17 protein-coding genes are annotated in these 17,764 nt (G+C 43.9%); 10 read left to right on the forward strand and 7 right to left on the reverse strand.

The features are described 5' to 3' along the window. Positions 1 to 64: 64 nt before the first annotated feature. From PG418_RS04460 to PG418_RS04490, 7 genes are all read right to left on the reverse strand, one after another. A complete protein-coding gene (locus PG418_RS04460; protein ID WP_118653064.1) occupies positions 65 to 1,888 on the reverse strand; it encodes a VirD4-like conjugal transfer protein, CD1115 family in 1,824 nt (607 codons plus the stop codon). Then, positions 1,885 to 2,355: a PcfB family protein gene (locus PG418_RS04465; RefSeq protein ID WP_025543433.1), complete on the reverse strand. Its 471-nt coding sequence runs from the start codon at positions 2,353 to 2,355 to the stop codon at positions 1,885 to 1,887. The genes PG418_RS04460 and PG418_RS04465 overlap by 4 nt, the downstream gene beginning before the upstream one ends. A 91-nt stretch (positions 2,356 to 2,446) precedes the next feature. Next, positions 2,447 to 3,496, reverse strand: coding sequence for a DUF8626 domain-containing protein (locus PG418_RS04470; protein ID WP_118653062.1), 1,050 nt, complete (start codon positions 3,494 to 3,496; stop codon positions 2,447 to 2,449). 14 nt (positions 3,497 to 3,510) lie between these two features. Beyond that, a complete protein-coding gene (locus tag PG418_RS04475; protein ID WP_118626794.1) occupies positions 3,511 to 4,224 on the reverse strand; it encodes an antirestriction protein ArdA in 714 nt (237 codons plus the stop codon). A 4-nt stretch (positions 4,225 to 4,228) separates the two neighbouring features. Beyond that, on the reverse strand, positions 4,229 to 5,314 hold the full coding sequence (locus PG418_RS04480; protein ID WP_118653060.1) for a DNA cytosine methyltransferase: 1,086 nt from the start codon (positions 5,312 to 5,314) through the stop codon (positions 4,229 to 4,231). Further along, positions 5,301 to 5,657, reverse strand: coding sequence for a DUF7768 domain-containing protein (locus tag PG418_RS04485; RefSeq protein ID WP_173015368.1), 357 nt, complete (start codon positions 5,655 to 5,657; stop codon positions 5,301 to 5,303). The genes PG418_RS04480 and PG418_RS04485 overlap by 14 nt, the downstream gene beginning before the upstream one ends. 309 nt (positions 5,658 to 5,966) lie before the next feature. After that, positions 5,967 to 7,340 (reverse strand): ParB/RepB/Spo0J family partition protein, encoded by a 1,374-nt coding sequence (locus PG418_RS04490; RefSeq protein WP_498837111.1) that lies wholly within the window; start codon positions 7,338 to 7,340, stop codon positions 5,967 to 5,969. A 332-nt stretch (positions 7,341 to 7,672) separates the two neighbouring features. Between PG418_RS04490 and PG418_RS04495 the strand changes: the two genes are divergently transcribed. The 10 genes from PG418_RS04495 to PG418_RS04540 are packed head-to-tail and all read left to right on the forward strand — an operon-like array spanning position 7,673 to position 17,763. Next, the gene (locus PG418_RS04495) at positions 7,673 to 8,899 is read left to right on the forward strand and encodes a glycosyltransferase (RefSeq protein ID WP_498837112.1); all 1,227 of its coding nucleotides are present in this window, start codon (positions 7,673 to 7,675) and stop codon (positions 8,897 to 8,899) included. After that, the gene (locus tag PG418_RS04500) at positions 8,877 to 9,731 is read left to right on the forward strand and encodes a capsular polysaccharide synthesis protein (RefSeq protein ID WP_498837113.1); all 855 of its coding nucleotides are present in this window, start codon (positions 8,877 to 8,879) and stop codon (positions 9,729 to 9,731) included. Before PG418_RS04495 ends, PG418_RS04500 begins: the two co-directional genes overlap by 23 nt. Positions 9,732 to 9,781: 50 nt before the next feature. After that, the gene (locus PG418_RS04505; protein ID WP_498837114.1) at positions 9,782 to 10,711 is read left to right on the forward strand and encodes a capsular polysaccharide synthesis protein; all 930 of its coding nucleotides are present in this window, start codon (positions 9,782 to 9,784) and stop codon (positions 10,709 to 10,711) included. Positions 10,712 to 10,739: 28 nt separating this feature from the next. Beyond that, on the forward strand, positions 10,740 to 11,273 hold the full coding sequence (locus tag PG418_RS04510; RefSeq protein WP_498837115.1) for a serine acetyltransferase: 534 nt from the start codon (positions 10,740 to 10,742) through the stop codon (positions 11,271 to 11,273). 27 nt (positions 11,274 to 11,300) lie between these two features. Further along, a complete protein-coding gene (locus PG418_RS04515) occupies positions 11,301 to 12,494 on the forward strand; it encodes a glycosyltransferase (protein WP_498837116.1) in 1,194 nt (397 codons plus the stop codon). 36 nt (positions 12,495 to 12,530) lie between these two features. After that, the gene (locus tag PG418_RS04520; protein ID WP_498837117.1) at positions 12,531 to 13,685 is read left to right on the forward strand and encodes a glycosyltransferase family 4 protein; all 1,155 of its coding nucleotides are present in this window, start codon (positions 12,531 to 12,533) and stop codon (positions 13,683 to 13,685) included. Next, positions 13,682 to 14,683 carry a GHMP family kinase ATP-binding protein gene (locus PG418_RS04525; protein ID WP_498837118.1) on the forward strand — a complete coding sequence of 334 codons (1,002 nt, stop codon included), beginning with the start codon at positions 13,682 to 13,684 and terminating at the stop codon, positions 14,681 to 14,683. The genes PG418_RS04520 and PG418_RS04525 overlap by 4 nt, the downstream gene beginning before the upstream one ends. Before the next feature lie 13 nt (positions 14,684 to 14,696). Then, positions 14,697 to 15,383 (forward strand): D-sedoheptulose-7-phosphate isomerase, encoded by a 687-nt coding sequence (locus PG418_RS04530; RefSeq protein ID WP_498837119.1) that lies wholly within the window; start codon positions 14,697 to 14,699, stop codon positions 15,381 to 15,383. Continuing rightward, positions 15,380 to 16,579 carry an O-antigen ligase family protein gene (locus PG418_RS04535; protein ID WP_498837120.1) on the forward strand — a complete coding sequence of 400 codons (1,200 nt, stop codon included), beginning with the start codon at positions 15,380 to 15,382 and terminating at the stop codon, positions 16,577 to 16,579. The genes PG418_RS04530 and PG418_RS04535 overlap by 4 nt, the downstream gene beginning before the upstream one ends. After that, a complete protein-coding gene (locus PG418_RS04540) occupies positions 16,576 to 17,763 on the forward strand; it encodes a polysaccharide pyruvyl transferase family protein (protein WP_498837121.1) in 1,188 nt (395 codons plus the stop codon). Before PG418_RS04535 ends, PG418_RS04540 begins: the two co-directional genes overlap by 4 nt. The last annotated feature ends 1 nt before the right edge of the window (position 17,764 follow it).

Raw genomic sequence — 17,764 nt, forward strand, 5'->3', positions numbered from 1 at the left:
GATGATTTTGGGTACAAAAAAAGCCGCCCACATCGGCGGCGCTTCGGGTCAACATGGCCCGAAGTTACACAAACTCGTCGCTGTCCAGATCATCGAAATTCAACAGGTCAGCTTCTTCGTCCGTGTCGGAGCCGTCCACTTCGTACACCGTGTATTCGTCCTCCGGCTTTAGTCTCAATGGCCGGTGGCGGAACAGGCTTTCCAAGCGGAAGGCGTTTTTCTTTTTATCAAATTCGGCTGTGTACTTGTAATTCGGGTGCTTTTTCAAGTCATACTTCGGGGACAGGAAGGGCGGGAGCCCCCGAAACTGCAAGATACATTTATCCCCGGGCATGGTGGTGATCTCGCTGGTGGTCATCAGCTCCCGGCCAAGCCGCTGCATATTCTGGCTGTAACTTTCAGACTGTCCACGGCTTCGGCCCTCGGTCTGCATAGAGATGGTGGCCTTGCCCAGCCAGTTTTCCGAAATATCCTTTAGGGTGGAAGCCTCCCGGCCTCCGAGGAATACGATACTGTCCATGTTGCCCATGATGGTTTCGGAATGGTCTTTGTACAATGCCTTGCACTGGCTCATTGCCTGATAAAAAAGCGTCAGGCTGATCTCACGGGAGCGGATGACGGCCACGATCTTTTCCAGCCCCGGCACCTGTCCGGTATTGGCTGCCTCGTCCCACAGCACCCGCACATGGTAGGGCAGACGCCCGCCATAGGTGTTGTCAGCCCGTTCACACAGAAGGTTGAACATCTGCGAAAAAGCGAGGGCAACCAAAAAATTGTAGGTGGTGTCCGTGTCGCTGATAAGAAAGAACAGCGCCGATTTTTCGTCCCCCAGCTTATCAAGCTCCAGCTCGTCATAGGACATGATCTCCCGGAGCTGTGGAATGTCAAAGGGAGCCAGCCTTGCACCGCAGGAAATCAAAATGCTTTTGGCTGTCTTGCCGCTGGCGAGCTTGTATTTCTTATACTGCCTCACGGCGAAGTGCTGGGGGCTGCGGCGTTCCAGCCCGTCAAACATATAGTCCACCGCGTTTTTGAAGGTTTCGTCATCCTCCCGGACTTCCATGCTGCTTATCATTTCCACCAGCGTATTCATGTTGCGTTCTTCCTCCGGCCCCTCAAAGACGATGTAGGACACAAGGGCGCAGTACAAGAGGGTTTCTGCTTTTGTCCAGAACTCGTCGCCCTCCTTGCCGTCGCCTTTGGTGTTGGCAATCAGGGCGGTAACAAATTTCAAAACATCGCTTTCTGTCTTGATATAGGCCAGCGGATTGTAGTGCATGGATTTTGAAAAGTCGATACTGTTGAACACCCGCACCCTGTATTTCTCCCGTTGCAGAAACCGCCCGCACTGGTCGAGAGTGCCGCCCTTCGGGTCTACCACCACATACGAGGAATGGGCTTGAAGGAGCTGCGGGGTCAACCAGAACCTTGTCTTTCCCGAGCCGGACGATCCGATGACACAGGCGTTTAGGTTCCGGGCATTGGCGGGTATCTTCGGACGGGTGTTCATGGTAAGGAACTCCGTCCCGGTCAGAATGACATTGTTCTGAAATTTAGGGTCAACAAATGGCTTTATATCTTCCTTTGTTCCAAAGCGGGCGGTGCCGTACTCCGCATCCCGCCGGAATTTTTTCGCCTGCCTGATCTTTGACTGTATCAGCAGATACATCCCAGCCGCACCGGCAAGGCCCACCAGCAGGTCAATACCTCCCAGCCCCGGCCAGTAGGTTTCAAAGGCTTTGGGGAAGGTATCAAGCATCCCCATGAGCTTTGTCCCGAAGTCTGTGCCGGGGGCGATCCGGTAGGCCGTCCCGATTTTGGAGAAAAACCAGAACACAAAGAGGTACGGCAGGTTTGGGAGCACATATTTTCTGATCTTGTCACTCAACGTCCGTCCTTCACCGCCTCTCTGGTCCGCTGCTTTTCCTTTGCCTGCGTCCTGATTTGCTCCGTGAATTTCCGAAGCTGACCGAGGATGGAAGCCTTGTCCTGCTCTTTGTTCAGCACCTTTGCGCTGTACTTCTGGAAGGCCGCCGTGATAGCGTCCGCCTGATTGGCTTTGAAAAACAGCAGGTAATGACCGGGGCTCACTTTATGGAAAGCGTAGTCCACATGGAACTCCTTCGCGATCCGGTCAAAATCCTTTGGAGCTCCCACATAGGGCATGGCACTTTTGCCGCCATAGTGGTTCATCAGCTTTTTCACGCTCTGGCGTCCCTGCGGGGTCAGCGCCTTCTGGTGGTGCTTTTGCAGCGCCCGAACCACCTTGCCAAGAGCGGCAGCCAGCACTTTTCCTGTGAGCTTCGTTGTCCTGATCGAAAGGGCAACCGTTTTTTGGTTTACTTCTTCCTGCATAAAACCTCCTTTCCGTCGGGGTTCCCGCTATCCGGGAGGCCCCCGTACAATCTCGGGGAACAGAAAACCTCGGGCCAATGTGGCCCGAGGCTTACCGCTCGGCATCTCTGCCGGACGGAGCTTTCTTTTCCGGCTCCGTCTGGACTTTTTCGCCCTGTTCCCGCATGGTCTGCAAGATAGAGGGCTTCTTTTGAAGCTGGGAGGGCTTTTCGCCGGACAGCGGCTTGATACATTCCAGACGGTCAGCCGCCCGGATGGCGTTGTCCGTGAGCTGCCTCTGCCATGCGCCCACGCTGGGAGCCCAACGAAAGCCGCTGCTTTTCAGCTCGGCCCGGGTGTCCGCGTCAGGCTTTCCGTCAAAGAACACCTGCAAGCGGTTGTCCTCCCGGTTCATCTCCACACGGCCCCCGTCGAACTCCCAGCCGGAAAACTCCCGCTGCGCCTGTTTGAAAAGCTGTTCGATACGGGCCTTTACCCGGCGGATCTCCGCATTGTTGTTGGTAAGCTGGTAGCTTTCAAAGGGCCTCGGGTCGCTCCGCCAGCTTGACGCCATGCTTGCTTTCAGTTTTTCAATCTGGTCCGGCGACAGCAGCGCACAACCGTCCAGCTTGCCATGCTTGCGGTAATAGGCGTTGACCTCCTTCATAATGAGCTGGGAGCGTTCCAGCCCGTCCAGCTTCTTCTGGAGCTTTTCAATCGCTGCCGGGTCATCGGCGCTGATCCCGCCCATGCCGGTACTGCGTATCTTATCCAGCAGCCCTTGAATATACCGCCATTCCTCCATGTTGCTGTCCCGGGCCCGGTTCTGTTTTTCCTTCTTTCCCACCGGGAAATTGGCAGGTCCGGCGATCATCACAGAGGGAACCCTTGCGTCAATGGCAAAGCCCTGGTTCATGTTTTCGGCCAGCTTGCGGGCGTAGGTGTCCAGCAGATGGTCGATCTTCTCATGGTACATGGGGTCTACCCGGGATTTCTGCTGTTCCGCTATGGCGGCGGCCTTGTCCACCATTGCCCGGTATTCCGCCGTTGCGCTCCCTTCCTTGTAGTCGGAAAAGCTGTTCATTTCTTTTGCCCGGCGGGCGGCTCCTTCATTGATAGGGTAATAGTTGATGGTATGCACCTCCTTTATGCTTCGGGCCATGCTGGCCCGAAGTCTTACCGTTCTTCATGGGAAGTCTCCGCCTTGTCCTTTTTCGGAGCGGGTGGGGCTTCTTGAAACCGTTTGAGTGTAGCGAGAATGGAGTGGACAGGCTCGGCCTTTTCAGGATAGGCAAATATCCGGTGTTCCGGCGGAATGTCCTGCGGCCCGTGGTAATACTCCTTGAAGCCCTCCGGGACTGCCGACACATACCCACCGGGAGCGAATACGCCGCCCTCGTTGATACGCACATCCCGCCCGTATGCCTCATAATCGAAGTAGTTCTGAATGTGCTCCGGTATGTCGATAGTCCCAAGCTCGTCGGCGTAAAGACGGCCCAGCCCTTCATCATCGGAAATATCCGGGTAAAAGCGGTAAAGGTCAAGGTTCTGCGTCAGGTTTATCAAATCCTTCACGCTCCTTGTGTGGTTTCCCAAGACAAGAGCGGCTTCAAAGGTTTCCAGTCCGCCCTTATCCCGTACTTCCAGCAGGGCGTGGCCCAGCTCGTTCAGCTCGTCGATGTTCTCACATTCGTAGAGATAATCGTAGAGCCCCAGCACATCACTGTCAAAGCTGGTAAAGAACACTTCGCTGTACCGTTTCCCGTCTATCCCGATTTTGGCAAGGGCGGCCTGCAACTCCTGTGTCGTCATGGGGAAATGTACCGTTGTCCCTACCTCAATCCCCATTAAGGGGTATAGGGCTGTATTGGTTATATAGGCTTCAAACATGGGCTCATTCCTCCTTTCCGGCCCGGTCAGCCAGCACCTCATAAATCCCGGCCATAATGTAATCGGCGCAAGGGAGGGCAATCGCGTTTCCCAGTGCCTTGTAGCGTTGCAGAGGCCGGATCTCCACGCCGTCCGCCCCGTACTTTGTCCAGCCCTCTGGCAGCCCCATCAGCCGTTCGCTTTCCGTTTCCGTCAGAAAACGGATACAGCCGCCCTTCGGGTCGCCCTCATACCAGAAGGCAAAGGGCGTTACATCACTGGCTAAAAGAGTGGGAAAAGGGTCAGTTGGTAATCCGAAGCTGTTTCGGAAGGCCGTTTCTTCCTGCCTTTTTGCCGCTCCCCGCATACGGAAGCACTGAAAGGGGTGGATGACTGGTATCTGCCGCCCTGTTTCAAAAGAAGCTGTTCGATCTCCTTCGGCGGCGGCCCACCCGCCCTCTCCGCAAGGCGGAGGAAGTGGGAGCATTGGACGGGGCTTAAATAGTATGTCTGCGGCACGTCTGCCTCCAAAATCCGCCACGACGAAAATCCGCTGCCTTCGTGCCAGCCTTCGGGAGCCTGCCCAATACTGGGCGTCCATGAGTCGCCAGCACACATCAGGCGTTCCCCCTCGCACCATTCCGGCGTTTCCCCATCTTCCCGAAGGAGGCATTGGAACTTCGGTGTCCGAGAAGGCGGATAAGACGGTTCTAAAGTCCATCCGGTCATTTGTAGAAAACGCTCCCATGACGTTTTCCCAAACAGCGATAGCTGGATATAGGTTATCAGTAGCATCCCTCATTTCCTGTATGATACGAAACGCCTGATAGAACAGGCTTGATTTTGCCCCGGCAAGGCCGGAGCGGTTGCCGATCAGAGAAAGGTTCTGACAGGGGGAACCGAAGGTAATTACATGAACCGGCGGGATTTTCCCGCCGTCCACCTTCGTAATATCCCCCAAATGCACCATGTCGGGAAAGTGCCTTTTGGTTATGGAGATGGGCGCTTTTTCAATCTCACTGGCCCATACCGGACGGATACCGCACCGGGAAGCAGCCAGAGGGAACACGCCGATCCCGTCGAAAAGGCTCCCCAGCTTAATGTCCGGCATGGCCCGGGGTGCCGTGTCCCTTCACGGCAAGCACCCCTTCCAGTGTGGTCGCCGCAATGCCCAGCCGCCCGGCAACCGCAATATCATTTTTTACATCCTCGTCCACAGCGCTGCCGCAGACAATCAGGGTGTGGGAGCGCCGCAGCATATCCCGGCGCATATCAATCCCGGCCTTGTGTTCCTCGGGAACGCTGTCATTCAAAAACAGCGGCAGATACAAGAGCGGGCAGATCGGGGAAAAGCCCGCCTCATAAGCAAGGCGGCAGTAGTGGGTCGCCAGCTCCATATCAACATCCGGCTCGCCGCTCCATGCGGCGGTCAGGTATGCTAAAGGTCGTTTCATTGGTTGAACCTCCATTTCTGTTTTGGTTTAGGGAAAAGCAAGGTATCGCCCAACCCCTCCGCCCCTTCCCCCGGGAAGGGGAACAGCTCTGGAGAATTTATATCCCCGTCGCTTGATCGGGAAAAAGCATAACCGGGAGAAATCCGTCAAGGGTGCCTCTGGCACCGCCTGCGGCGGCGCTGCCCTTGACTGATTTTCCCGGCTATGCTACGGAATAACTGGCGACGGGGAATAATTTATATCTCCAGAGCTTCGGGGCGCGGGGCAGAGCCCCGCAATCCTCGGGCCACGTTGACCCGAAGTTTCGGCTTACTTTTCCTGTTCGTTTTTCTTCTCCGGCTTTTCGTGTTCCTTCTGCTGGCCCTTCCAGTCGTCCAGCAGCTTGATAATCTGGTCCTTCATTTCCCTCGGCGTAGTTTCCTTGCCGAAATACTTGCTCAGTTCCGCACCTGTCAAAATCACTTTGTCTACCTCCTTTTTGTCCTCCATCATAATGCCGTCGATCACGTCCCCGTTGAGTAGCTTCTTTTCGTCCAACTCACGCATACGCTTTGCCTGCGCCTGTGAAGGCGAGGACTGCTGGCTGTCAATGGCGACGGCGATATAGTTCTGGTTCTTCTTGCCGATATAGGAAAGCTCCACCGCCGTAGTAAAACCCAGCTTTTTTTCATCCATCAGCTTCATCAGGTCTGGAACCAGCTCATTGAGACGGATATACCGCTGCACCTGCTTGACGGCCATCTTGTTCCGCTCGGCCACGATCTCGTTGGAGCGTTTACCTGCGTCCTTCGGGTCAATCTGGCCCGAAGTGCGGGAGCCCTGGTGCTTGATGGCTTCAAGCTGCATTTTTAAGGCTTTGGCCCGCTCACTGGGGAGGATTTCTTCACGCTGGTTCAGATTGTCCTCCACCATCTGTGTGATGGCTTCATCATCTGTCAGGTTTCGGACGATACAGGGCATATCCGCATATCCGGCAAGCTCACTGGCTTTCTGGCGGCGGTGGCCGGACACGACCTCATAGCCGCCATCCTCACGGGGACGGACGATAGCGGGCTGGGTCACGCCCTTGTCCTTGACGCTGGACACCATAGCCCGCATTTCTTCATCATCCCGGACTTCAAAGGGATGGTTCTTGAAGGCGTGGAGTTCGTTCAGCTTGATATAGACGATCTGCTCCTTGCCCCGGCGTGGAGCATCCTTTGGCTTTTCGGGTCCTTTCGGAGCGGGAGCGGCCTGTATCGTTGGAGCCGTTTTTTTCTCCGGTTCCTTTTTGACCGCCTTTTCCGGTTTCTGTGCGGGAACTTTGGACTTCGGGGCTGCGTCCTTGTCCTTATTTGCTTTCGGGGGACGGCCCCGGCGCTTCGGCTGTTCCGGCTCTTTGGGTTTTTCCTCTGCTTTTTTCGGAGCCTCCGGCTGCTTTTCCGGTTTCTCCGCTTTTGCCGGGTCAGGCTTTTCCACGCCGGGAGCTGCCGCCCGTTCCTCGACTTTCTTTTCCTTCATAATTTCAGCGAAGTTATAGACAGAAACCTGTGGGTTCTTTACCTCTGGTTCCGTCTTTTTTTCCGGCTCCGGGGAAACGGAAACCTTCCCCGGCTCTTTTGGGGGAGCGGGAGGCGTTTCCTTGCCCGGCCCGCTATCCGTTACCGTCTGTTCCGGCGTTTTTGTGGTTTTATCATCTGCCATAAGCATTTACCTCCTGTTTTTTGGCATGAAAAAAGGGGCTCAACTTTTCAGTCAAGCCCCCGTGGGAAGTTCCTCCTTTCTCCGCCATGATACAAAAATACCGCCCGTAGTCTCGTTTGGGCGGTACTTTGTGTAAGATTGGCAGTCCATTATTAAGTTTTTTATTATGTTCCCTTTGTACACCGTTGCAAAAATGAAAACTTTAAAATGTCTTTTATCTCTACTTACATTAGGAAAAAGCGCTCTAGTTTAAGAACAACACAGTGGAAGTGCTTCAATTGAATAGGGATAGATATCAAAGATAATTACAGTATAAAAAAGGAAGTAAGAATATGCGGATTTTACTTGTGAATAAATTTATATTTCCCAAGGGTGGAGCGGAAACGTATACATTCGATGTGGGAAAAATGTTAGAAGAACATGGGCACGAAGTTCAGTACTTTGGGCTTGAGAATGAAAAAAATACAGTAGGAAATCGAATCGGTTCATATGTAACAAATATGGATTTTTCTCAAGGAATAAGGGCAAATTTAAATGCGCCTTTTCGTATTATTTACTCAAGAGAAGCACGAAAGAAAATTCGTGCGGTTTTAGATGATTTTAAGCCGGATGTTATACATCTCAATAATATACAGTATCATCTGACCCCTTCTATTATTCTGGAAACTAACAAATGGCGTAAAGAAACAAAAAAAGAATGTAAGATTGTTTACACGACACATGACTATCAGCTTGTTTGCCCCAGCCATGGAATGTTCGATGTGGATATGAAGCCTTGTGAACGGTGTTTGGATGGTCATTATATTCACTGCCTTCAAACTAAATGCTTGAAAAATTCCAGAGCAAAAAGTCTTCTTGGAACACTGGATGGATATATGTGGAAATATAGTAAAGCATACTCATATGTGGATGCCTATATTTGCTGTAGTTATTTTCTTAAATCAAAGTTGGACACGCAGAAAAGATTCCGTGATAAAACCATCGGGTTGCATAATTTCAAAAAAGAGATGCCGCACTTGGATAACATTCAAAAAAAGGGTTATGTATTAGAGTTTGGGCATCTGTCGCGAGACAAAGGAACAGATACTTTGCTTGAAGTAGCCAAGAAGATGCCAAATACAGAATTTGTGTTTATTGGCTATGGCCCGTCGGTTGATAAAATGAAGGATATTCCCAATGTGAAGTATCTGGGATTTAAGACTGGAGAAGAACTCTATCGCATTATTGCTGAGGCAGCAATCAGTATCTGCCCGTCTGAATGGTATGAAAACTGCCCGTACTCTGTTATGGAGTCGGTACTTTTGGGTACGCCTGTTGTTGGATCTAAAATGGGAGGTATCCCCGAATTAATTGAGCCTGGTAAAACCGGAGAATTGTTTGAAGCGGGTAATGTGGAAGAACTGATGAAGGCGATAAAGAAAGTTCTTCAAACACAAGATGTATTGGAAAGATATACAAAGAATTGTAGTCAAGTGAATTATGAAACGACAGAGAGCTACTATGTAAAACTGATGAAAATTTATCGAGGAGAAAAGAATGTGGAACAAATTTCTTCGTAACCCACTTCATATTGTCAAAGATTATGAGTTGAGAAAACTGCTTTGGCAATCGGAGGGTGGCACGGCGGTTTGTAAAAAATATCTGAAGTTCAGAGATACCGCTCCTGAAAAGCTGACATTTCCAGAAACCCAAGTGGATGAGCCTATTTGGTTATTTTGGAATACAGGGTTGGAGCAGGCACCTGAGATAGTGAAGACTTGCTATCAATCTATAAAAAAATATGCTGGCAGACAAGTTGTTTTGCTTACAGAAAACAATGTGCAGAACTATATAAATATGCCGGATTATCTGAATGAAAAATTAAAAAGCGGAGTCCTTCCATTAGCGATTTATACAGATTTGATGCGTGTAGCATTATTGGAGCATTATGGCGGGACATGGATGGATGCAACAATACTGCTAACAGATGAAATCCCACAGGAAATATTAAATAGTGATTTTTTCGTGTTTCATAATTCACTCGGCGAAATTGATAATCCCGTATTGTATCCGGTCTGGTTCATCCACGCCAAGCAACATAATAGAACGATTTGTGAGATTCGTAATGTTCTATTTGCTTACTGGAAACGAAATAATCATGTACCAGAATATTTGTTTTCAAATATTGTAATTACACAAATAATGAGGTCATCACCAGAGGTTGAGAAAAAGATGCCTTATTTGAATAGTGACTACAGCGAATATCTGGTTAGAGTATTAGGAGATAAGTTTACAGAGGAAAAATTTAATTGGATTAAGAGTCTTACTGGGATACATAAACTAACCTATAAATTAGAACCATCAATTGATAAGGAGGAAACAGTTTACCATTATCTGGTGCGGAATCTATGAGCCTTTTGAATAGTAGTTTCTGCAAGATAAAGGGAGACAATTAAATTATTATGCTGAATGACTACTATCAAAATATTGGCATGAAAGGATTTATTCAAAGATATGGAATTGTGAATGCCGTCAAACGAGGGGCATTTATGTTTATCAAATTGCATCTTGTCAAGGATTATGAGGTGCGGAAGGTATTGTGGCGGGAACGTGCTTCATCCAAGATAAAACCATATTTAAAGTGTAAAGACACAGATGTTCGGGGGCTTAGCTTTCCCAAAAATGATGTGGAGAATCCGATCTGGATTTATTGGAATAAAGGTATTGAACAGGCACCGATTATTGTTCAGAAGTGCTATGAATCTGTATGTAAACATTCCAATCAAAAAATCATTTTGCTGAATGATCAAAACCTTGCAGATTACATTCGATTGCCAGATTACATTGAAAAGAAAAAGGACGCTGGCCAGATTCCGATGGCTGGATATGCGGATCTGATGAGATTTGCATTACTAGAACATTATGGTGGAACGTGGATCGATTCAACGGTATATCTTACAGATCCTATTCCAGATATGATTTTAAATAGCGACTTTTTTGCAGTACGAAATTCACTGCTGCTGATAGATAACCCTGTGCTATATCCTGCATGGTTTCTTCATGCAAAAAAGGGAAACAAAACAATTCGAGAGATAAGAAATGTTGCTTTCGCATATTGGCTCAAAAACGAACATGTAATTGAGCATCTGCTGCCGAATTTGATTATCACTTTGGTGGTGAAGAGCAATCCGGAAGTTGAGCAAGCGATTCCATATATGAACAGTGATTATAGCGAGTATCTTGTTAAGGTTTTAGCCGATGATTATTCAGAAGAGAAATGGAATTGGATCAAAAAGCTTACAGGTATTCATAAGCTGACATATAAATTATCACCGGACATCGAAGCAGAAGGCACATTTTATAAGGCGTTGATTGAAAACAGTATAAAATAAATATTGCAAAGTGGGGTGGAAAAGAAGTATGGGCGCAATTGAGTTAATAAAAAGTGATTTGTTTCGCTATGCCGGAACAATATCATCTAAGGAATTTATTAAAACATATGTAAAAGAGTCTGGTTTTCGCTTTTCTGTGGCATTTCGATTGGTAAATGCTGGGGGGGTGTTAAAACTGCTTGGAATAATCCTATGGAAATTGAGAAATCACCAGCAGATCCAGATACTTAGAAAAACGATAATTGGATATGGACTATATATTAGCCATGGAGGACCTGTTGTTGTTAACCCTTCAACAGTTATTGGAAATAATTGCAATCTTTCTCAATTTGTAACGATTGGCTCAAATGAAGGAAAAGCAGCAGTAATAGGAGATAATGTTTATATTGGCCCTAATACTTGTATAGTTGAGGATGTATGTATTGGAGATAATGCTACGATTGGTGCAGGAAGCGTTGTTACCAAGGATATTCCATCAAATGCAACGGCGGCGGGAAACTATGCAAAAGTGCTGAATTTTAATAATCCGGGTAGATATATTCAAAACAGATATTTGGAATAGTGATTCGAAGAGTAGAAGAGGAATATTATGAAAAACATATTGTTTGTGATGCCGTCGTTAGGCAGTGGCGGAGCAGAAAAAAGTCTTGTGAATTTATTAAATCTTATAGATTATGAAAAGTATGCAGTGGATTTGCTGCTGTTCAAACGAGAAGGACTGTTTTTGTCTCAAATTCCTAATGAAGTACGATTATTACAGCCTACAGATTCACTGCAATATGCTTATAAAATTGATAGAGGGATGTTTAGCTCAGTTTCAGGTATTAAAGCTGGAATTCTAAGAGGGACAAGTACATTTATATGTAAATGTCTTTACAAGGAAAATGCAAGACAACAGAGATGGATAAAATTCTATAAACGGTACTTGTCCAATTTGGAAGAAGAATATGATATTGCTATTGGATTCTTAGAGGGCGATGCATCATATTATGTGATTGACAAGGTTAATGCAAAGAAAAAAATACTTTGGATTCATAACGATTTCAACGAAATAAAGAAATATGAAGATGCAAAGATTTACGAGAAGTATTTTCAAAAAGCAGACAGCGTTGTAAGTATCTCTGATAAATGTGTGCAGATATTAAAACAGAATTATCCTGCCATGGTAAATAAATTTTATTGTTTGCCCAATTTAACATCAGGTTCTTTATTGAAAAAAATGTCGGAAGAGTTCGAAGTATCAGAGTTTGAGAAAAATCAGTTTAATGTTTTGTCAATAGGCCGTTTAACAAGACAAAAGGGTTATGATTTTGCAATCGATGCAGTGAAAATCTTGAAAGAAAAGTATTCAGATATTCATTGGTGGATTATAGGAGCAGGTGAGCTTGAAGAGCAGTTAAAAAAACAAGTAAAAGACAATGATCTAGAGGAGTATATTACATTTCTGGGATTGAGAGCAAATCCATACCCGTATATTAGGAGCTGCGATTTGTTAGTACAGCCTTCCAGATGGGAAGGAAAATCAGTTGTTTTGGATGAAGCTAAAATACTAACAAAACCAATACTGGCAACTAATTATTCTACAATTAAGGATCAGTTGATGGATAAGAAAGAGGGACTGATTACTGATATAAGTCCTAATGCAATAGCAGAAGGAATAATTGAACTTAGAGAGAATTCTCAATTGTATAACTCCATTCAGTGTTACTTGGATAAACATGAGTATGGTAATGAAAAAGAGATTCTACAATATTATGAATTGCTAGAAAAACAAGGTAACTAGTGTGGGTATGAAAATATAAAAAAGAGGAACAATCGTATGAGGGTTTTGTTTATATCAAAAAGCATTCATGATGTATCAGGGGCAGGAGTAGGCTCAAGAATGCATTTGAATGTATTGAAAAAATTAGTTGGAGAAGAAAATGTATATGTAGTGGATGTTGGGGTATCTGAGACTGCCTGCAGAGAAGAAAAGTATATTGCATATGGAAAATATCACGGTATTTTAGATCGACTGAATAGGTGTTTAGAGGGAAACACATATTTATTCAGTAATAAGATTATAGGTGATATATGTCAATTGATAAAAAATGAGAGTATTTCTTTTGTTTTTGTTGATGATTCTTACTATGGAAATTTAGTAAAAACGATAAAAGAAAAATGCGATGCAGTGGCAGTTGTCACCTTTTTTCATGACGTCAAGGCAGAGTTGTTTAGAATTTGGATAAAAAACGCACCATGGTACGACAAAATTGATTTCAGAATTGGATTGACCCAGGAAAAGATCAGCACGACACATACAGACGCCAATATTGTCTTAAACCAAAATGAAAATAAGTTACTAAAAAGATATTATAATGTGGATGCGGACTTTTATTTTCCTGTATGCGTATCGAAAAATCACACGCAACAAATGGGCTTGAATCCATATTGTGGAAATAAAAAACATATTCTATTTGTTGGCACATATTATTTGCCAAACATTCAGGGTCTGCATTGGTTTTGTGATACGGTATTTGATAGTGTAAAAGTGAATTATGATATATGGGTAGTTGGAAAAGGACTAGAAAAAGTACGAGATGAGTTTAATGACAATGATATCCATGTGATTGGGTTTGTTGATAGTTTATCAGAATACTATAATTACGCAGATATGGTGATAGCACCATTAACAGATGGTGGAGGTATGAAAATAAAAACTGCAGAGGCAATCTCATATGGAAAGATGTTTTTAGGATCTTCAGAAAGTCTATATGGATACTGGGAGGAAATTCCAGATGATTTGAAAGATAAAGTTGTGTTTAAATGCGATACAGCGGAAGAATATCTGAAAGCTTTCAACAAGATAGATAGAAAGCCAATCTGTAAGAAAAATGATGAGCTGATTACGCTTTATGATCGACTCTATTCTGAAAATGCAGCTTATAATATCATGAAGGAAATTGTCGAAAAAACAACAGGAGCTAAACTATGATTATTACAAAAACACCATTCCGCATGTCTTTTTTTGGTGGCGGAACAGATATGGAAAGTTTTTTTAGGGAAAACGGTGGAGCTGTTTTATCTACCACATTTGACAAGTATTGTTATGTGAATGTACGCCATTTACCAAGATTTTTTGACTATTCTACGGAGTTGTCGTATTCAAAGACGGAGCGCGTGACAAACATTGATGACATTCAGCACCCTGCAATCCGCAATGCAATGAAAATGTTAGATATGCATGAGATTCGTCTTACATATGAAGCAGACCTTCCGGCACGTTCTGGCTTAGGAACGTCAAGTTCTTTTGCAGTTGGGATGTTGAATGCTTTTTATGCTTTGAAGGGTAAGTATGCTGACAAAAAGAAACTGGCAGATGAAGCCATTTATTTGGAGCGTAATCTTTGCCAGGAAGCTGGTGGTTGGCAGGATCAAATTGCTGCATCTTTCGGTGGGTTCAATCGTATTAACTTTAATGCAGACGGATATGAAGTCCTGCCTGTTATTATTTCACCAGAGAGAAAGAAACAGCTCAATCAGAATTTAATGATGTTTTTTACTGGGTTTACCCGCTTTTCTTCTGATGTGCAGAAAGCAAACGCAGCAGGAAAGCAGGATAAGACGACGCAGTTGAAAGAGATGTTGGCATTGGTCGATGATGCTGAACGTGTTTTGACAGATAAGAATGCAGATATTGATGATTTTGGCAGAATGCTGGATCACACTTGGAAACTTAAGCGTCAAACTGGATCGGCAGTTTCCACGAATAGTATTGATGAACTTTATGCAAAAGGCGTGGCGGCTGGTGCATTGGGCGGAAAATTGCTGGGTGCTGGTGGCGGTGGATTTCTTGTATTCTATGTTCAGCCTGAACGACAGGATGCGGTGCGCTGGGCGATGCGTGACCTGATGCATATTCCGTTTGCGTTTGAAGATGGTGGTACGAGGGTGATTCATTATACACCAGAGGCTTATGAACCAAACATGTAAAGAGGTAGAGGCAATGAAGGAGCTTAGAAAAAAACTGAAAGAACATGTCGAACTACTGATTGCGAGATATCCGATGTTAGAAGGTTGTGAAGATAGCATAATTCGCGCCTATTTTCTACTGGAAGAAAGTTATTCTAAAGGAAATAAATTGCTTGTCGCAGGCAACGGTGGCTCTGCAGCAGATTCGGAACATATCGTTGGAGAATTGATGAAGGGATTTAAACTTCCAAGAAAATTGGATGCAGAAATTTCTCAAAAATTAATTGATGAGAGTGAAGAGCTTGGAAAGACTCTCGTAGAGAATTTACAAGGTGCATTACCGGCAATTGCATTAGATGGTCATCCGGCGCTATCAACAGCATACATGAATGACTGCGAACCGTTACTTTGTTTTGCACAACAAGTTAATGGCTATGGGGTAGAGGGGGATGTGTTTTTAGGCATATCCACAAGCGGAAACAGCAAGAATATTCTGTATGCGGCTGTTACTGCACATGCAAAAGGAATGAAAGTAATTGGTTTGACAGGAGCAAAAAATAGTAAGCTTGAACAGATGAGCGATGTTTGCATTAAAGTGCCGCAGACAGAGACCTACATGATTCAAGAATTGCATTTGCCAGTATATCATTGTCTTTGCTTGATGTTAGAAGAGACTTTTTTCGGTGGTGAAAAGAACATAATACAAAGAGGAATGAGATGACAACTATTAAGGTTTCAAAAAATACGATTATCTTTACTTTTTTTTCATTGATTGTTTTGATGCCAGCTTACATTACTGATCAATTGTCATTTATTAAAATGTTGAGCAATGTTATAGCTGCCTGTATGGTATTATTTCTTGTCAAAGAAAAAATACAATTATCAAAATTTGGAGCAGTGGTTAGTGTTTATTATTTATATACTGTGATAAATAGTTATTTTCATGGGCAAGGAGAAATACACTTTTTGATATCAACAGCTAAAATGCTATTTTTTTTGTGTGTAGTTGATATAGTATTATCTAAGCGTTACGAGAAGACTATTACAATTTTATATGTTATCTTTCTAATTATTACTGTGGCAGATGTCCTTTCTGTTTTTTTGTTTCCGAATGGATTATATCAGACAACGACAATATGGAATGAATGGTCTAGTTCTGATGTAAAAGGATGGCTGTTAGGCAATAAGAATAATCATATTATTTGGTATTTAACAACGATTTATTTGTCGTATGTTAAATACAGAATGACAGATCTGAAAAAATATAAAGTAAGATGGTACATAGTAATGTTTATTACATTGGTGACTGTCATACATATCCAATCGTCAACGTCAATTGTAGTGGCAATTATAGCAGATGTTGGTGTGCTGTATTTTCATTCTAGAAAGAAACAGACAATTCATATTAATATAGTAATAGTAGGAATCGTCTATGTGATTATGCAAACCATAATACTCATGGGTAGCATCACTTTTTTACAACCAATTATTACTGGGGTGTTAGGAAAAGATTTGACGTTTTCTGGAAGAGTTACAGCATGGATGAATGCGAGCGTTTATATTTTCCAGAAACCGATTTCGGGTTGGGGACAAATGACGGCGGAAAGTGCCAAAAAGATGTTAGGAAGTGCTGCACTTGTTAACGCACATAATCAATGGCTGCAGATTTTATGGGAAGGCGGCATTATTCAGTTAGTCCTTTTAATGGTTGTGTTCGTAGTTATGATTAGAAAAATTCAACAATGCAGTGAGAAAACGATTTCTGATATTTCTAATCTTTTGTTTACCGTTGTTTTAATTGCTATGGCTTTTGAGGTTGAATTGGGTAATTTGGTTTCCTGGGTATTAATTGCACTATTTTACCATACAAATTGGTATTTTGATGAGCACAAAGAAAAACGGGAGAGTTTGGCATGAAAAAGATATTAATAAAGGGATACTATGGGTATCATAATTTAGGCGACGATTTTATATTATATTCGTTATTAAAAAGTTTGGATCGAGCAGCTAAATTGGAAGCAGGTGTAAAAGAGCCTTATCAAGTATCTGTAATTTCAAACGGAGATGATTATCAAGAATTATTTAAGAAATTCCATAATATAAGCTGTAAAATTATTCCTGAACGAAAATTTCGGAAACTTCATAAAAGAATAGAGCTAATAAAATGCGACTATTGGATTATTGGTGGTGGAGGGCTTTTCCCGGATGAAAATGCGGCGAATTTTCCGAGCCTTCTTAGTAGCATTCAATTTGCAAAGAAATTCAATGCAAAAGTTTGCATATACGGTATAGACATAAATTCGATTAATAGTTCTGAAAACAAAATCGTGTGGAAAAAGATTTCCCAATTAGTAGATTTCATTATTGTTCGCAATCATAAAAGCTATTGTTTACTTAAGGAATTAGGATGTACAAATGTTAAGGAATCAGTTGATATTACATTTGGGGTGGATACAGAAGCGGAAACTAAAAACGTGGATAGCTGTTTGAAAAAATTACATCTTGAACAGGGAAAATATAATTTATGGGCTATTCCTATGCCATGGTTTCCGAACGAATATGACGAGAAAGTACATGGGAATCGTTATAAGAAATTATTGGATAATTTATCAGAAATAGCACACAATCAGCATTTAAAAGAGAATATAAATGTTTTTTTGCCTTTTTATTATGACATGGATATGGGATTGATTAAAGATATGGTAGAGAAATTGAAGCTGCCATATGTAATTTGTGATAATTCTAAAGCACTAACGTTAGGGGAAAAGCGGGCATTATTTCGCTTTTCAAACTGCAATATATGTATGCGTTTCCATTCAGTAATGTTTTCTATTTATAATGGTCAAGCAGGTGTTTTTATCTCATATTCAGATAAAACATCTAATGTGATACGCATGATGGGATTAGAGGATTATTTGGTTGAATATGGCATTCGCAATAGTGCGGATTTTTATAAAGAGTTTGATTTGGATATGCAAAGGGTGAATCAAGTGATGGATAATATCTTCTCTGATGATAAAAAATCAATCGAAAAGATCACTTCGAAAATGAAGCAGGAAGCTGCTGTGGCACAAGAGGAACTGATTAAGTGGTTGAAATAGA

Source organism: Bariatricus sp. TF06-38A (assembly GCF_027690675.1).
GTDB classification, from domain to species: Bacteria; Bacillota; Clostridia; order Lachnospirales; family Lachnospiraceae; genus Allocoprococcus; species Allocoprococcus comes.

What these genes read in the sequence shown, in the direction of transcription:
- PG418_RS04470 (WP_118653062.1), bottom strand. Translation starts at nt 3,496, where the DNA reads ATGGCCCGAAGCATAAAGGAGGTGCATACCATCAACTATTACCCTATC.
- PG418_RS04480 (WP_118653060.1), bottom strand. Translation starts at nt 5,314, where the DNA reads ATGCCGGACATTAAGCTGGGGAGCCTTTTCGACGGGATCGGCGTGTTC.
- PG418_RS04465 (WP_025543433.1), bottom strand. Translation starts at nt 2,355, where the DNA reads ATGCAGGAAGAAGTAAACCAAAAAACGGTTGCCCTTTCGATCAGGACA.
- PG418_RS04475 (WP_118626794.1), bottom strand. Translation starts at nt 4,224, where the DNA reads ATGTTTGAAGCCTATATAACCAATACAGCCCTATACCCCTTAATGGGG.
- PG418_RS04515 (WP_498837116.1), top strand. Translation starts at nt 11,301, where the DNA reads ATGAAAAACATATTGTTTGTGATGCCGTCGTTAGGCAGTGGCGGAGCA.
- PG418_RS04505 (WP_498837114.1), top strand. Translation starts at nt 9,782, where the DNA reads ATGCTGAATGACTACTATCAAAATATTGGCATGAAAGGATTTATTCAA.
- PG418_RS04535 (WP_498837120.1), top strand. Translation starts at nt 15,380, where the DNA reads ATGACAACTATTAAGGTTTCAAAAAATACGATTATCTTTACTTTTTTT.
- PG418_RS04525 (WP_498837118.1), top strand. Translation starts at nt 13,682, where the DNA reads ATGATTATTACAAAAACACCATTCCGCATGTCTTTTTTTGGTGGCGGA.
- PG418_RS04490 (WP_498837111.1), bottom strand. Translation starts at nt 7,340, where the DNA reads ATGGCAGATGATAAAACCACAAAAACGCCGGAACAGACGGTAACGGAT.
- PG418_RS04500 (WP_498837113.1), top strand. Translation starts at nt 8,877, where the DNA reads ATGTGGAACAAATTTCTTCGTAACCCACTTCATATTGTCAAAGATTAT.
- PG418_RS04495 (WP_498837112.1), top strand. Translation starts at nt 7,673, where the DNA reads ATGCGGATTTTACTTGTGAATAAATTTATATTTCCCAAGGGTGGAGCG.
- PG418_RS04520 (WP_498837117.1), top strand. Translation starts at nt 12,531, where the DNA reads ATGAGGGTTTTGTTTATATCAAAAAGCATTCATGATGTATCAGGGGCA.
- PG418_RS04540 (WP_498837121.1), top strand. Translation starts at nt 16,576, where the DNA reads ATGAAAAAGATATTAATAAAGGGATACTATGGGTATCATAATTTAGGC.
- PG418_RS04530 (WP_498837119.1), top strand. Translation starts at nt 14,697, where the DNA reads ATGAAGGAGCTTAGAAAAAAACTGAAAGAACATGTCGAACTACTGATT.
- PG418_RS04510 (WP_498837115.1), top strand. Translation starts at nt 10,740, where the DNA reads ATGGGCGCAATTGAGTTAATAAAAAGTGATTTGTTTCGCTATGCCGGA.
- PG418_RS04485 (WP_173015368.1), bottom strand. Translation starts at nt 5,657, where the DNA reads ATGAAACGACCTTTAGCATACCTGACCGCCGCATGGAGCGGCGAGCCG.